This is a genomic window from Thermobifida halotolerans (genome assembly GCF_003574835.2).
In the GTDB taxonomy this organism is placed as follows: Bacteria; Actinomycetota; Actinomycetes; order Streptosporangiales; family Streptosporangiaceae; genus Thermobifida; species Thermobifida halotolerans.
The window spans coordinates 4,558,770-4,572,739 of sequence record NZ_CP063196.1 but is presented as its reverse complement, the minus strand read 5'-3'; the positions used below and the strand labels follow the sequence as shown (position 1 = coordinate 4,572,739).

At 67.9% G+C, this 13,970-nt stretch carries 13 protein-coding genes; 10 read left to right on the top strand and 3 right to left on the bottom strand.

Features of this window, described 5'->3' with window-relative positions; translation table 11 throughout:
* The first annotated feature begins 59 nt into the window (after positions 1 to 59).
* Entirely contained in the window at positions 60 to 3,623 is a 3,564-nt protein-coding gene (gene dnaE, locus NI17_RS20465) for a DNA polymerase III subunit alpha (RefSeq protein ID WP_084012715.1), read from the top strand.
* A 64-nt stretch (positions 3,624 to 3,687) separates the two neighbouring features.
* On the opposite strand, the gene NI17_RS20460 is transcribed toward dnaE, so the two are convergent.
* Entirely contained in the window at positions 3,688 to 5,541 is a 1,854-nt protein-coding gene (locus tag NI17_RS20460) for a glycoside hydrolase family 15 protein (protein ID WP_068692642.1), read from the bottom strand.
* Between the two features lie 295 nt (positions 5,542 to 5,836).
* Between NI17_RS20460 and NI17_RS20455 the strand changes: the two genes are divergently transcribed.
* From NI17_RS20455 to NI17_RS20420, 8 genes are all read left to right on the top strand, one after another.
* Positions 5,837 to 6,169: a YbaB/EbfC family nucleoid-associated protein gene (locus NI17_RS20455; RefSeq protein ID WP_068692641.1), complete on the top strand. Its 333-nt coding sequence runs from the start codon at positions 5,837 to 5,839 to the stop codon at positions 6,167 to 6,169.
* A 104-nt stretch (positions 6,170 to 6,273) separates the two neighbouring features.
* The gene (gene recR / locus NI17_RS20450) at positions 6,274 to 6,873 is read left to right on the top strand and encodes a recombination mediator RecR (RefSeq protein WP_068692640.1); all 600 of its coding nucleotides are present in this window, start codon (positions 6,274 to 6,276) and stop codon (positions 6,871 to 6,873) included.
* A gap of 223 nt (positions 6,874 to 7,096) precedes the next feature.
* Positions 7,097 to 8,368, top strand: coding sequence for an aspartate kinase (locus tag NI17_RS20445; protein ID WP_068692639.1), 1,272 nt, complete (start codon positions 7,097 to 7,099; stop codon positions 8,366 to 8,368).
* Positions 8,365 to 9,423: an aspartate-semialdehyde dehydrogenase gene (locus NI17_RS20440; RefSeq protein ID WP_068692638.1), complete on the top strand. Its 1,059-nt coding sequence runs from the start codon at positions 8,365 to 8,367 to the stop codon at positions 9,421 to 9,423. The genes NI17_RS20445 and NI17_RS20440 overlap by 4 nt, the downstream gene beginning before the upstream one ends.
* A gap of 266 nt (positions 9,424 to 9,689) precedes the next feature.
* The gene (locus tag NI17_RS20435; RefSeq protein ID WP_234402079.1) at positions 9,690 to 9,914 is read left to right on the top strand and encodes a hypothetical protein; all 225 of its coding nucleotides are present in this window, start codon (positions 9,690 to 9,692) and stop codon (positions 9,912 to 9,914) included.
* A gap of 302 nt (positions 9,915 to 10,216) precedes the next feature.
* Entirely contained in the window at positions 10,217 to 10,453 is a 237-nt protein-coding gene (locus NI17_RS20430) for a hypothetical protein (RefSeq protein ID WP_068694325.1), read from the top strand.
* Between the two features lie 320 nt (positions 10,454 to 10,773).
* The gene (locus NI17_RS20425; protein ID WP_234402079.1) at positions 10,774 to 10,998 is read left to right on the top strand and encodes a hypothetical protein; all 225 of its coding nucleotides are present in this window, start codon (positions 10,774 to 10,776) and stop codon (positions 10,996 to 10,998) included.
* Between the two features lie 285 nt (positions 10,999 to 11,283).
* Positions 11,284 to 11,529 carry a hypothetical protein gene (locus NI17_RS20420; protein ID WP_068693138.1) on the top strand — a complete coding sequence of 82 codons (246 nt, stop codon included), beginning with the start codon at positions 11,284 to 11,286 and terminating at the stop codon, positions 11,527 to 11,529.
* Positions 11,530 to 11,635: 106 nt separating this feature from the next.
* Here the strand turns inward: NI17_RS20420 and NI17_RS20415 are convergent, their stop codons facing one another.
* Both NI17_RS20415 and NI17_RS20410 read right to left on the bottom strand, forming a co-directional pair.
* Positions 11,636 to 12,346, bottom strand: a complete 711-nt coding sequence (locus tag NI17_RS20415; protein ID WP_068693137.1) for a GntR family transcriptional regulator — start codon at positions 12,344 to 12,346, stop codon at positions 11,636 to 11,638.
* A gap of 225 nt (positions 12,347 to 12,571) precedes the next feature.
* A complete protein-coding gene (locus NI17_RS20410; RefSeq protein ID WP_068693136.1) occupies positions 12,572 to 13,135 on the bottom strand; it encodes an HXXEE domain-containing protein in 564 nt (187 codons plus the stop codon).
* Positions 13,136 to 13,337: 202 nt separating this feature from the next.
* On the opposite strand from NI17_RS20410, the gene NI17_RS20405 reads away from it, so the two are divergent.
* Positions 13,338 to 13,919: a PLD nuclease N-terminal domain-containing protein gene (locus NI17_RS20405; RefSeq protein WP_068693135.1), complete on the top strand. Its 582-nt coding sequence runs from the start codon at positions 13,338 to 13,340 to the stop codon at positions 13,917 to 13,919.
* Positions 13,920 to 13,970: the final 51 nt, after the last annotated feature.

The following is a 13,970-nucleotide window of genomic DNA, read 5'->3' as shown; positions in this document are numbered from 1 at the left end:
AGAGTCGTAGGCTCAGGTGCCACACCCGTCCTCCAAGTCGCGTTGGGAGTAGCCGCACCGTGACGAACGACCCCTTCGTCCACCTGCACGTTCACACCGAGTACTCGATGCTGGACGGAGCCGCCAAGCTCAGGCCGCTGTTCGCGGAGGCAGCCCGGCTGGGCATGCCCGCCGTGGCCATGACCGACCACGGCAACATGTTCGGCTCCTACGAGTTCTGGCAGACCTCCCAGGACTCGGGGGTCAAACCGATCATCGGAATCGAGGCCTACGTGGCGCCCGAATCCCGCTTCCACAAGCAGCGGGTGTACTGGGGGCGGGGCAAGAGCGGCGACGACGCGACCGAAGGCGGCAAGGACGTCTCCGGCGGCGGCCGTTACCTGCACATGACCATGTGGGCGCGTAACGCCAAGGGGCTGCGCAACCTGTTCCGGCTGTCGTCCCTGGCCTCCATCGAGGGCTACTACACCAAGCCTCGCATGGACCTGGACCTGATGGCCCAGCACAGCGAGGGCATCATGGTCACCACCGGCTGCCCCTCGGGCGGAGTGCAGACCCGGCTGCGGCTCGGTCAGGAGCGCGAGGCCGTCGAGTACGCGGGCCAACTCCAGGACATCTTCGGCCGCGACTCGGTGTTCCTTGAGCTGATGGACCACGGCATCGACATCGAACACGAGGTCCGCTCCGGTCTACTGTCGGTCGGCAAGAAGCTGGGGCTGCGCCCCCTGGTCACCAACGACTCCCACTACGTCACCGAGGACCAGGCCTCCGCGCACGACGCGCTGCTGGCCGTGGGCGTCGGCAAGAACCTCGACGACCCCACCCGCTTCCGGTTCAACGGCACCGGCTACTACCTCAAGAGCGCCGACGAGATGCGCGCCCTCAACCACTTCGACGAGTGGGCCGAGGGCTGCCGCAACACCCTGTGGATCGCCGAGCAGGTCGAGGACGGTGCCTACGACGAGGTGTTCCAGCACCGCGACCTGATGCCCCGGTTCCCGGTGCCCGAGGGCGAGACCCAGTCGAGCTGGCTACGCAAGGAGATCGAACGCTGCCTGTACGACAGATACCCCAACGGTCCCAGCCGGGAGGTGCGTGAGCGGATCGAGTACGAGCTGAGCGTCATCGAGGAGATGGGCTTTCCCGCCTACTTCCTCGTCGTCGCCGACATCTGCCAGTACGCGCGCCGTTCTGGGATCGCACTGGGACCCGGACGCGGATCAGCGACCGGCTCGATGGTGGCCTACATCCTCGGTATCACCGACCTCGACCCGCTGGAGCACTCCCTGCTGTTCGAGCGGTTCCTCAATCCCGAGCGCGTGTCGATGCCCGACATCGACCTGGACTTCGACGAGCGCAAGCGCGGCGACATGATCCGCTACGTCACCGAGCGCTACGGCGAAGCCAACACCGCCCAGATCCTCACCTTCGGCACCATCAAGGCGAAGGCGGCCATCAAGGATGCCAACCGCATCCTCGGCTACCCCTACGCGCTCGGCGACAAGATCACCAAGGCGTTCCCTCCGGCCGTCATGGGCAAGGAGATCCCGCTGTCCGCCGTCTTCGACGAGGAGCACCCCCGCTACCACGAGGCGGTCGAACTGCGTCAGCTCATCGAATCCGACGCGGAGGTCCGCAAGGTCTACGAGACCGCCAGCGGTCTGGAGGGCCTGACCCGGGGCACCGGCGTGCACGCCGCGGGCGTCATCCTCTCCTCCGAGCCGCTGCTCGACGTCATCCCGCTGCACAAACGCGACACCGATGGCGCCATCATCACCGGCTTCCCGTACCCCCAGTGCGAGGAGATGGGTCTGCTGAAGATGGACTTCCTGGGCCTGCGCAACCTCACCGTCATCGATGACGCCATCCAGAACGTCAAGGCCAACGAGGGCACGGAAATTAATTTGTCCACCCTGCCGCTGGACAACAAGAAAACCTACGAACTGCTGTCACGCGGCGACACCCTCGGCGTGTTCCAACTCGACGGCGGTCCCATGCGCGCGCTGCTCAAGCGGATGGAACCGAAGAAGTTCGGTGACATCGCCGCTGTCCTCGCCCTGTACCGGCCCGGTCCGATGGCCGCCAACGCGCACAACGACTACGCCGACCGCTCCAACGGACGCCAGGAGGTCACCCCGATCCACCCGGAGCTGAAGGACGCTCTGGATCCGATCCTCTCCGAGTCCTTCCACCTGCTCGTCTACCAGGAGCAGGTGATGGCGATCGCCCAGCAGCTCGCCGGGTACACGCTGGGCGGTGCGGACCTGATGCGCCGCGCGATGGGCAAGAAGAAGAAAGAAGCCCTGGAAAAGGAGTACGTCAAGTTCTCCGAAGGCATGCTCGCCCGGGGATTCTCCAAGGAAGCCATGCAGGCCCTGTGGGACGTCATGCTTCCCTTCTCCGGCTACGCCTTCAACAAGTCGCACACCGCCGGGTACGGACTGGTCTCCTACTGGACCGCCTACCTCAAGGCCAACCATCCGGCGTCCTACATGGCGGCGCTGCTCACCTCGGTGGGCGACGACAAGGACAAGATGGCCGTCTACCTGGCCGAGTGCCGCAAGATGGGTATCCGGGTGCTGCCGCCCGACGTCAACGAGTCGGGTCTGCGCTTCACTCCGGTCGGCAGCGACATCCGCTTCGGCATGGGTGCGGTACGCAACGTGGGCGCCAACGTCGTGGCATCCATCGTCAAGACCCGCGAGGAGAAGGGGAAGTTCACCTCCTTCGTGGACTTCCTGTCCAAGATCGAACTCACCGTCTGCAACAAGCGTGTCATCGAGTCGCTGATCAAGGCGGGCGCGTTCGACTCCCTCGGCCATTCGCGCCTGGACCTGTACCGCCACCACGAGGCGGCGGTCGACGCCATGATCGGCTCCAAGAAGCAGGAGGCCAACGGCCAGTTCGACCTCTTCGGCGGGGGCGACGACGAGGAGGAGGAGAACGCGCCGATCGGCTTCAACATCAACTGGACCGGTGAGGAGTGGGACCGCAAGACCAAACTCGCGTTCGAGCGGGAGATGCTGGGGCTGTACGTGTCCAGCCACCCGCTGGCGGGCGCCGAGCGCATCCTGGCGCGGTCCAGCGACGCCACCCTCCTGGAGGTGGTCAACGGCGAGCGGCGCAACAACGACGAGGTGCGCATCGCCGGACTGATCTCCAAGGTCGAGAAGCGGATCAACAAGGCGGGCAACCAGTGGGCGATCGCCACCGTCGAGGACCTCGACGCCTCGATCGAGGCGCTGCTCTTCCCCAAGACCTATCCGCTGTACGTGGACGCCCTGGTCGAGGACACCGCGGTCACCATCAAGGGGCGGCTCAACGACCGCGAGGGCACCTATTCGCTCTTCGTCTCGGAGATGTCCATCCTGGACATCTCGCACATCTCCGAGGGGGAGCCGCCGGTACTGCTCACCATCCCGGAGAAGCGGGTCACCAAGGAGTTGATCAGCGAACTCAAGCAGGCGCTGCGCAGCCATCGGGGCGACACCCCGGTGCGGATCAGGGTGGACAATCCGCTGCGGTCCCGGATCTTCGCGGTCGACGACTACCCGGTGCGCGTCAGCCCCGAGTTCTCCGGTGAGATCAAGGGAATCCTGGGGCCGGAGGCGATCTTCTACTGATCCGCCGTGGCGACCCTGACGGCAGGGGTTCCGAACCAGCGGGAAAGACCCTCCGCCGTCAGGGTCAACGGTGTGATCGGGTGTGGTGGCGACGGGCCCAGGCGTGGAGGGCGTCCTCATGGCCCGCCTCGTCCAGGTTCATCGCCGCCTCGATCAGCGCCAGGTGGGTGAACGCCTGCGGATAGTTGCCGAGCATGGTTCCGTCAGCGCTCATCTCCTCGGCGAACAGGCCCAGGGGACCGGCGTGGGAGCACAGGGCCTCGAAACGCCTCCGGGCCTCCTCCGTCCGGCCCGCCAGCACCAGTGCTGAGACCATCTCGAAGGAACACAGCAGGAACGCGCCCTCGGGGGCGTCGTCGATGCCGTCGCGCGTCGACGCGGTGTCGTAGCGGTGCACCAGGAAACCGGCATCGCCCAGTTCGGCGTCGATCCGGTCGATGGTGGCCAGCACCCGGGGATCATCCCCTTCGAGGAAACCCACCAGCGGGATACGCAGCAGCGACCCGTCGACGTTGGCCGAGCCGTAGGACTGCACGAACCTGCCGAGACCGGGATGGCAGCCCTTGTTCAGCAGATCGACGCGGACCGCGTCGCGCTCCACGCGCCACGTGTCGAGCAGCTCGTCGGAGACCGCACCGGTCTTCTGGAAGAGCCGGACGGCGCGGTCGAAGCACACCCACGCGTACAGCTTGGAGTTGGTCCAGTGCCGGTGGCCGTCGCGGACCTCCCACACCCCGGCGTCGGGTTGGGTCCACGTTGTGCACGCCAACTCCACCACCTTGCGCAACTCGCCGAGATCGGCCTCGGCCAGACCTCCGGTGACCTGCTGGTAGGCCAGCGCCGCGTCGAGGATGTGCCCGTAGACGTCGAGTTGGTGCTGGTCGTAGGCGTTGTTGTGGATACGCACCGGCCGGGAGTTCCGATAGCCGCTGAGGTGGTCCAGCACCTTCTCGTCGGGCACCGGAGTCTGACCGATTCCGACCATCGGAGGGACGCGGCGCTCCTTCTCGACGCAGTAACCGAGCAGGAACCGCAGGTACTGCCCTGCCTCCTCCTTGTGTCCCATGCGCAGCAGCGCGAGCACCACCAGGGCCGCGTCGCGGTGCCACACGTAGCGGTAGTCCCAGTTGCGCTGGCCTCCCACCCGCTCCGGCAGCGAGGTCGTGGGCGCCGCGATGAGCCCTCCCGTATCCTCGAACATCAGTCCGCGCAGGACGACGGCGCTGTGCCGCACCCGGTCGGCCGCCACCCCGTGGTAGTCGGCGTCGGAGGACCAGGTCTGCCAGGTCCGCACGGACTGGTCGAGCAGGTGGTGCGCGGTCTCGGCGGTGATCCGGCGCAGGGTGTCTCCCGTGTAGTCCAGACCGACGGCCAGCGACTCCCCGGCGCGCAGCGTCGTCTCCGTCGTGACGGCCCCGCCCACCCCGGGCATGGTCGTGCCGAATCCGGACAGCAGGATGCCGCTGCCGTCCTCGACCAGTGCGCCGTCGCGCGGGTTCCAGCGTGCGTCACGGGCACCGTAGTCGGGGCGTGCGACGACCCGGGAGCGGACGCGCACCGCTCCCCGTTCGCAGTGGACCAGCCGGACCAGGACACCCGCGGACACGACGCCCTCGGGATCGTGGGGCAGCGTCGCCAGGAAGTCGTAGCCCACCGCGACGCCTTCGGGGGTCTGCCAGTGGGTGCGGAGCACCAACGTCTCCTCGACGTAGCTCCGTTCGACCGCGGTGGCGCCGACCACGGTCATCTCCCAGGCACCGCCGCGTTGCCGGTCCAGCAGCCGCGCGAAGACGCTGGGGCCGTCGAACCGCGGCACGCACAGCCACTCCACCGCGCCGTCCGGGGCGACCAGTGCGGCCGTGCGGCAGTCGGACAGCAGGGCGTACTCGCCGATCGGCGGGAACTCGGCCGCGGTCATGGCCGCGGCCCCGAAAGAGCCTGTCCGGAATGCGGTTCACTGCGGAGGTGTCTTCTGCCGCCCGCATGGTGGACCATCACCGTAGTCCTACCTCCCGTCCACCGCGCCGAGAACGGATTCCCGGTGTCCTACGCCTCTCTCCGCGTTTCGACTGTCCCCGTGGGGCACCTCATAAACCCGTGGTTCCCCGGCACCGGGACGTGCCGGGGAACAGGGCGGGTGGGCGGGCGAGCGGCTAGGCTCGCAGGCACGGACAACCCAGGCAAGGAGCGAAACAGTGAATCCTGGCGGCGGAATGGACATGCAGGCGATCCTGCAGCAGGCGCAGCAGATGCAGCAGCAGCTCATGGCGGCCCAGCAGGAACTGGACGAGGCCAAGCTGCAGGGCACCTCCGGTGGCGGCCTGGTCACCGTCACCATGAACGGACGTGGGCAGGTCGAGGACATCACGATCGATCCCGGGGCGGTCGACCCCGGCGACGCGTCCGACACCGCGCAGACCATCGCCGATCTGGTGCTCGCGGCCATCCGGGACGCCGAGCGCATGGTCGAGGAGCTCCAGCAGCAGAAGATGGGGCCGCTCGCGCAGGGGATGGGCGGCGGCATTCCGGGGCTTCCCGGCTTCTGACCCGGCTCTGACCAGGGAGGACCGAGCTTGGGTGAGGGCGGGGTCCCCGACGGCTCCGCGGCTCCACTACGGTGGTAACCGAGCACTCCACGAGTAGGCGGGCGATGTACGAAGGCGCGGTTCAGAATCTGATCGACGAGTTGGGGCGGCTGCCCGGCGTCGGTCCGAAGAGCGCGCAACGCATCGCCTTCCACCTGCTCTCGGCCGAGACCGCCGATGTCAAGCGCCTGGTCAACGCGCTTGTCGCGGTCAAGGAACGGGTCCGGTTCTGTTCGGTGTGCGGCAACGTCGCCGAGGAGACCCAGTGCCGGATCTGCCGTGACCCGCGCCGCGACGACGCGGTCGTCTGCGTCGTCGAGGAGTCCAAGGACGTCGTGGCCATCGAGCGGACACGGGAGTTCCGTGGCCGCTACCACGTGCTCGGCGGTGCGATCAGTCCCATCGAGGGCGTCGGCCCCGACGACCTGCGCGTCAAGGAGCTGATGGCGCGCCTCTCGGACGGTCGGGTCACCGAGGTGATCCTGGCCACCGACCCGAACCTGGAAGGAGAGGCGACCGCCACCTACCTGGCGCGCCTGCTCAAACCCATGGGGCTGAAGGTCACCCGGCTCGCCAGTGGCCTGCCTGTGGGCGGCGACCTCGAATACGCGGACGAGGTCACCCTGGGCCGGGCCTTCGAGGGCCGACGTTCCCTCGACTTCTGAGAGCCGACCTCAGCCCCCTCGCCCCAGCGGCCGCGACGGATCGCCTGGCCGGGCGAGAGCCGTGTTCGGGTGATCGTGTTCGCGGCACCGATGGATATGCCCGTTTTTCGTGGGTATGCCCCTGCCTTGGTGTCCCGTGCCGAACGGGGCGGGTCCGCGAAAAACCCGATCACTAGACTGGCTGGTCGATTACTGTGAACCCAATTCCTCAGGAGCGCCGACCGTGGCTTTGATCGTGCAGAAGTACGGTGGGTCGTCCGTGTCCGACGCGGACGCCATCAAGCGAGTGGCCCAGCGGATCGTCGCTCAGAAGAAGGCCGGATACGACGTGGTTGTCGTGGTCTCGGCCATGGGCGACACCACTGACGAACTCCTCGACCTCGCGGAGCAGGTGAGTCCTCTGCCGCCGGGGCGGGAGTTGGACATGCTGCTCACCTCCGGGGAGCGCATCTCGATGGCGCTCGTCGCGATGGCCATCGGAAACCTGGGCTACGAAGCCCGTTCCTTCACCGGATCGCAGGCGGGTGTCATCACCACGTCCCTGCACGGTAACGCCAAGATCATCGATGTCACCCCGGGCCGGATCAAGGACGCCCTCTCCGAGGGCGCGATCTGCATCGTCGCCGGTTTCCAGGGAGTGTCGCAGGACAGCAAGGACATCACCACCCTGGGCCGCGGAGGTTCGGACACCACGGCCGTCGCGCTCGCCGCGGCGCTCAACGCCGACGTGTGTGAGATCTACACCGACGTGGACGGGGTCTTCACCGCCGATCCGCGGATCGTGCCCACCGCCCGGCGCATCCCCAAGATCTCCTACGAGGAGATGCTGGAGATGGCCGCCTCCGGCGCCAAGATCCTGCACCTGCGCTGCGTGGAGTACGCCCGGCGGTACGGCATCCCGCTGCATGTGCGTTCGTCCTTCAGTCAGAAGTCCGGCACCTGGGTCGTTTCGGAAGTTGAGGAAACCGAAGGCATGGAACAACCGATCATTTCCGGCGTGGCGCACGACCGGAGCGAGGCCAAGATCACGGTCGTGGGTGTGCCCGACCGCGTCGGAGAGGCGGCGGCGATCTTCAAGGCCCTGGCCGATGCCGAGATCAATGTCGACATGATCGTGCAGAACGTGTCCGCGGCCTCCACCTCGCGCACCGACATCTCCTTCACCCTGCCCGCCAACTCGGGGCAGACCGCGCTCACGGCGTTGAAGAAGATCCAGGACAAGATCGGCTTCGAGTCGCTGCTGTACGACGACCAGATCGGCAAGGTCTCGCTGATCGGCGCGGGAATGCGGTCCTACCCCGGTGTCACCGCCCGGTTCTTCGACACCGTCGCTCAGCAGGGAATCAACATCGACATGATCTCCACCTCGGAGATCCGCATCTCGATCGTGGTGGCCCAGGACGACGTGGACGCGGCCGTGGCCGCCGCGCACAGTGAGTTCCAGTTGGACTCCGATCAGGTAGAGGCTGTCGTTTACGGAGGTACCGGCCGATGAGTTCCCGTCTTCCCACTCTCGCTGTCGTCGGCGCCACGGGGGCCGTGGGCACCGTCATGCTGGACATCCTCTCCACCCGCGAGAACGTGTGGGGAGAGATCCGACTGGTGGCGTCGGCCCGTTCGGCGGGCAAGCGGCTGACCGTGCGTGGTGAGGAGGTCGAGGTCCAGGCGCTCGCCCCCGAGGTTTTCGACGGGGTGGACGTGGCGATGTTCGACGTCCCCGACGAGGTGTCCAAGGAGTGGGCGCCGGTCGCGGCGGCGCGGGGCGCGGTCGCGGTCGACAACTCCGGCGCGTTCCGGATGGACGACGACGTGCCGCTGGTGGTTCCCGAGGTCAACGCCGAGCAGGCCCGCAACCGGCCGCGCGGCATCATCAGCAACCCGAACTGCACCACGCTGTCGATGATCGTGGCGGTCGGTGCGCTGCACCGGGCCTACGGGCTCACCGACCTGGTGGTCAGCTCCTACCAGGCGGCCTCGGGCGCCGGCCAGTCGGGCATCGACACCCTCTACGACCAGATCGCCAAGGTCGCCGCCGACCGCACGCTGGGCTCTCGTGCCGGTGACGTGCGGGCCGCGGTGGGTGAGCTGGGTCCGTTCCCCGCGCCGCTGGCCATGAACGTGGTGCCGTGGGCGGGGTCGCTCAAGGACGACGGCTGGTCGTCGGAGGAGCTGAAGGTCCGTAACGAGTCCCGCAAGATCCTGGGACTGCCGGAGCTGCGGGTGGCCGCCACCTGCGTGCGCGTGCCGGTGGTCACCACCCACGCGCTCGCGGTGCACGCGACCTTCGCCACGGAGGTGGACGCCGACGAGGCCCGCCGTCTGCTGGCCTCCTCCCCCGGCGTGGTCGTGCAGGACGACCCGGCCGCAGGCGAGTTCCCGACCCCGGCCGACGTGGTCGGCACCGACCCGACCTGGGTCGGACGCATCCGTCGGTCGATCGACGACCCGCGCTCGTTGGACCTGTTCCTGTGCGGGGACAACCTGCGTAAGGGCGCCGCGTTGAACACCGCCCAGATCGCCGAACTCATCGCCGAGGAGTTCACCGGCTAGGGCTGCGGCAGCACGTGGGCAGCAGGAGGCCGCGGGTCGTCCCTCTTCCGGGGGCGAAACCGCGGCCTCTGTCATGGGGAGACTGTCCTGCAAAAGCGGTAAAAGGCTGGCAATAACGCCTGGCCAGAGGTTTCTCGGCAGCCGGACCACGGGGATTGCCCCTTTGGGTGACCAATCAAACACGGAGAGTCACCAGCATGGATGGTTGGCGGCGCTCGTGTCGCCGACAGACATCGGTGAAAGGTACGGATGCAATGCGGCGAATCATGAAGCTGGCTGCCGTGGGTGCGATGGCCGCGGGTCTGGTCGGTGCCGGGGCCTCGGCCGCCCTCGCTGGCGACAACTACACCGACATCACCAAGACCTCGGCGGCCCAGTGCATCAGCACCCAGGAGGCCACCGGCGCCGGCCTGCTCGCCGGCGTGGGGCTGAACCTGAACCTGCTCAACTCCGAGTCCTGCTCCGGAAGCGTCAACGTCAACGACAACTAGGAGCGCACCCGGTCCGCACGGACCACATCGCTGCCGCACAACGGCCGCCTCCCGCGTACGACCGCGGGAGGCGGTTTCCGTTTTTCCTGCTCTCTCCCGTCATTTCCTCCCCAAAAGCCCGGCGGTAACGGAATGGCCAGCCGATGCAAAGGAAAGACAAGCAACGTGTCCTCCGCACGGTTCCGCCGCACGCACAAGGCATTGTTGCAGTGCGCGGTCCGGAAGGGTCTCTCCGACCGCCGCGACGATGGATCAGTGACCGTTTTCGGTTGTTGACGACAATTACTGAAAGGTGCGATCAAATGCGGCGAATCATGAAGCTGGCTGCCGTGGGTGCGATGGCCGCGGGTCTGGTCGGCGCCGGGGCCTCGGCCGCCCTCGCCAGCGACAACTACACCGACATCACCAAGACCAAGGCCGCCCAGTGCATCGCCAGTGAGACGGCCACCGGCATCGGTCTGCTGATCGGCCTGGGCGCGAACGTGGACGCCCTCAACTCCACCTCCTGCTCCGGAAGCGTCAACGTCAACGACAACTAGGAGCGCGCCCGGTCCGGACGGATCGAGGGCGTCCCGCTGCCACTCAGCGGAACAGCCGCCTCCCGCATACGACCGCGGGAGGCGGTTTCCGTTTTTCCTGCTCTCTCCCGTCATTTCCTCCGGAAGCACCCGACGGTAACGGGGGCGCCAATCGGTGCAAAGGAAAGACAAGTCACGTGTTTCCTCCCCCACTCCACCGCACGTGTGCAGCATTGTTGCAGTGCGCGTCCGGGGAATTGCCTCGGCCGCACAACTCCGATTGGTGGACGTCTGTGCCACCGCAGTCGTCGTTGAAAGGTATGGATGCAATGCGGCGAATCATGAAGCTGGCTGCCGTGGGTGCGATGGCCGCGGGTCTGGTCGGTGCCGGGGCCTCGGCCGCCCTCGCTGGCGACAACTACACCGACATCACCAAGACCTCGGCGGCCCAGTGCATCAGCACCCAGGAGGCCACCGGCGCCGGCCTGCTCGCCGGCGTGGGGCTGAACCTGAACCTGCTCAACTCCGAGTCCTGCTCCGGAAGCGTCAACGTCAACGACAACTAGGAGCGCACCCGGTCCGCACGCGCGGACCGCACCCCGTCGCTTCTCGTCGGCCGTCTCCCGTGGCACCCGTCCGGGAGGCGGCCCTTTGCGTGCGCCCTGTCCCGTCAGCGCGGACAAGCGGCCTTTTCGGTAAAAGAAAGGTAATCGCGGCGTCTCCACGTGGCCTGGGCTCGAACCATGCGGCATTGTTGCCATAGGTGATCGAGCAGAAGCCCTCGGTCATCATCCCTGTTAGTCGACGGTCGTTCTGGCTGTCGATGGTCACCATCGAAAGGTATGAATCACATGCGTCGGATGATGAAGCTGGCGACGGTGGGCGCGATGAGCATGGCTCTGATCGGTGGCAGCGCCTCCGCGGCTCTGGCCAACGACACCGAGACCGATGTCACCGCCACCGAGGCGGTTCAGTGTGTGTCCACCCAGGAGGCCGTCGGCGCCGGTCTGCTGATCGGCCTGGGCCTGAACCTGAACCTCCTCAACTCCTCCGCCTGCGCCGCGCAGACCGCCGTCAACGACAGCACCGAGCAGTAGCAGCACGCCGGTCCGCACGTGCGGACCGGACCGCGACTTCTCCGCTACGGAGAACGGCCGCCTCCCGTGGGACCACGGGAGGCGGCCTGCTGTCGGGGAGGGATGCTCATCCGTCTCGGCGGGGCGGAGCCAGTCGGTAGCCGAGACGGCAGTGGTCGGCCGAGACGATGAGATCGGAGGTCTCCACCGGGCGCTGCCCGGCGAAGTGGGTGCGCTGGACCACCAGTGTGGACGCGCCCGGCCGCAGAGCGAGCCGACGCGCCTCCGGTTCGCGCAGGCCCCGCACCGACACCTCCTCCTCGATCCGGTCCACGGCGATCCCGGCCTCGGCAAGACGGTCGGCGACACTGAACGCGGGAAGCTCTCCCGGAGCCCGACCCGTGTTGAGGGTGAGCAGGGCGGGCTCCCATGCGATGTGCAGCGCGATCGGCGTGCCCTTCGCGTAGCCCAGACACTCGGTCTGGTACAGCGGTTCACCCGCACGCACCCCCAACCGCTGCGCCATCGCGGCCGACGCGGTCTCGGTACGGGCGCCCAGCCGCTCGGTCCGCAGTGGGTCGAGACCGGGGATGTGGTCGGTGCGGGACAGCAGGAACTCCATCGAGGGTGCGCGCACGTAGTATCCGGAGCCGGCCCGCCCCTCGATCAGCCCCTCGGACACGAGCAGACGCAGCGCACAGCGGGCCACCTGGTCGCTCACCGAATAGCGGCGGGACAACTGGGCCCGGGAGGGCAGCCGCGCCCCCGGGGGAAGTTCGCCGTTGAGGATGGGTTCCCGCAGGCTGTCGGCGACCCGCAGATAACCGGGCTTCTCCATCGCGGCTACCCGTGCGGGCAGACCGCGTTTCCCCGGAGACGACCGGAGCCCCAGATCCAGGCGGCCACTCCAGGACATACGGCATCACCTGCGAAGACATGTCGGTGTTCGCCCATGGCCCCAGTAAAGCAGCAGGTCACCCGCACGCGCAGACAAACCGGAAAGTAGCTTCACGCTCCGCGTGCGACCGGCACGGCCCCGGACGAGCACCCGTCCGGGCCGCGCTCACCTCCGCCGGAAACCTCGGCGCAGCCGCCTCCCCGCGGCGAGCAGAGCCGGGGCCGTCCCGTGCACCGCGGCCACCAGCGGCACGAACAGCAGGGCCGTGGTCGGTCTGACCGATGTGGTGGGAACCCCCGCACGGCGCAGTTCCCGCCGGGCCCACAGCGAGAACGGCGCCGCCACGAGCGGAGCGGTCACCACTCCCGGCGTGTACCCCCTCGTCACGACCGCCGAAGCCACGTGGGAAACGGCGTGCAGCCCGAGGGCGGCGAGTGTGGTCTGGTAGAGGGGGCTGCGGCCGTTCGTGCGGGCGCCGTCGGCGGCTGCCGCGGCGACCACGCACCCGACCAGGCCGACGGAGAGGTTCACGTGCTCCTGGGAGAAGTCCATGCGGTCCCACACCGCCGCGGGCACCCACGGAAGTGCCGCCTCGAGACGGGGCCGGGCGCGCCGGGTCCAGTGCGCCATGGTCGCCAGCTCCTCCGCGTCGTGGATGGCCCAGGCCACGAACAGACCCCAGGTCGCGGCGGCGGGCACCGCGGACTCACCGACCGGACCGTCAGTCATCGAGACTCCCCCGTCACAGAGGTTCCGCCGGGTTCGGCGGAGCACGGATCAACAGTAGCCGGTATCACCGTGCTCACCCCCGAACCCTCCCGAAAGTCCGATGTCCGCATTCGCGGGGAGTTTTACCCGAGGCTGGCCTTGGCCGCGACGTGCGTTGGGTAGCGAGCCCTCATGCTGGAGGTGTCGAATGGAGGGGTCACGTATGGGGGGGTTCGCGGCAGCCGCGACGCAGCCGATGTCGGACAACATCGCCCTGGTCCTGGGAGTGGTCGGAGGCCTGGCCGCGATCGCGCTGCTCACGCTGGTCATCGCGGCACTGGCCTCCGTCCTCTCCGCGCGCACGCTCACCCGGGGCGGCAAGCTCCTGTGGGCGCTCACGGTTCTCCATCTGCCGATCCTCGGCGCCGTGGCCTGGTTCGTCATCGGCCGTCAGGGCCCCCTCAACAGTCTGCTCGGACTGGTCAGGAGTGGACGGCACGAAGGGCTCGGAAGCGGTGAGCACGTCCGCGACAACCTGCTCGAGGACCGGATGGAGCGGGTGTTCGCCGGTTACCAGCCCAACGGGAGGGAGCCGCGCGTGGACGGGCGCCCCAGAGGGTCCCACCCCGTCACCGGGGGGCACGCCCCCACCGGGTACCAGCACCAGCAGCAGGTCAACGGGTACCACCGGGAGACCGCGGTCGGCGCACACGCCAGGCGCGTCTCCCCGGGAGTGAACGGCGACTCCGTTCCGCGGTTCCATGACGAGCGGATACGGATTCCGCGTTCGCGGATTCCCCGGTGAGGAGACGGCGAGCCTCCGAGCACTCCGGGCCGCGGCGCACGACCGGCCGCG

Bases quoted from the DNA above. Each gene is read 5' to 3' on its own strand.
- NI17_RS20410 (WP_068693136.1), bottom strand. From the start codon at position 13,135: ATGACTGACGGTCCGGTCGGTGAGTCCGCGGTGCCCGCCGCCGCGACC.
- NI17_RS20425 (WP_234402079.1), top strand. From the start codon at position 10,774: ATGAAGCTGGCTGCCGTGGGTGCGATGGCCGCGGGTCTGGTCGGTGCC.
- NI17_RS20405 (WP_068693135.1), top strand. From the start codon at position 13,338: ATGGGGGGGTTCGCGGCAGCCGCGACGCAGCCGATGTCGGACAACATC.
- NI17_RS20435 (WP_234402079.1), top strand. From the start codon at position 9,690: ATGAAGCTGGCTGCCGTGGGTGCGATGGCCGCGGGTCTGGTCGGTGCC.
- NI17_RS20420 (WP_068693138.1), top strand. From the start codon at position 11,284: ATGCGTCGGATGATGAAGCTGGCGACGGTGGGCGCGATGAGCATGGCT.
- NI17_RS20460 (WP_068692642.1), bottom strand. From the start codon at position 5,541: ATGACCGCGGCCGAGTTCCCGCCGATCGGCGAGTACGCCCTGCTGTCC.
- NI17_RS20430 (WP_068694325.1), top strand. From the start codon at position 10,217: ATGCGGCGAATCATGAAGCTGGCTGCCGTGGGTGCGATGGCCGCGGGT.
- NI17_RS20455 (WP_068692641.1), top strand. From the start codon at position 5,837: ATGGACATGCAGGCGATCCTGCAGCAGGCGCAGCAGATGCAGCAGCAG.
- NI17_RS20415 (WP_068693137.1), bottom strand. From the start codon at position 12,346: ATGGAGAAGCCCGGTTATCTGCGGGTCGCCGACAGCCTGCGGGAACCC.
- NI17_RS20440 (WP_068692638.1), top strand. From the start codon at position 8,365: ATGAGTTCCCGTCTTCCCACTCTCGCTGTCGTCGGCGCCACGGGGGCC.
- recR (WP_068692640.1), top strand. From the start codon at position 6,274: ATGTACGAAGGCGCGGTTCAGAATCTGATCGACGAGTTGGGGCGGCTG.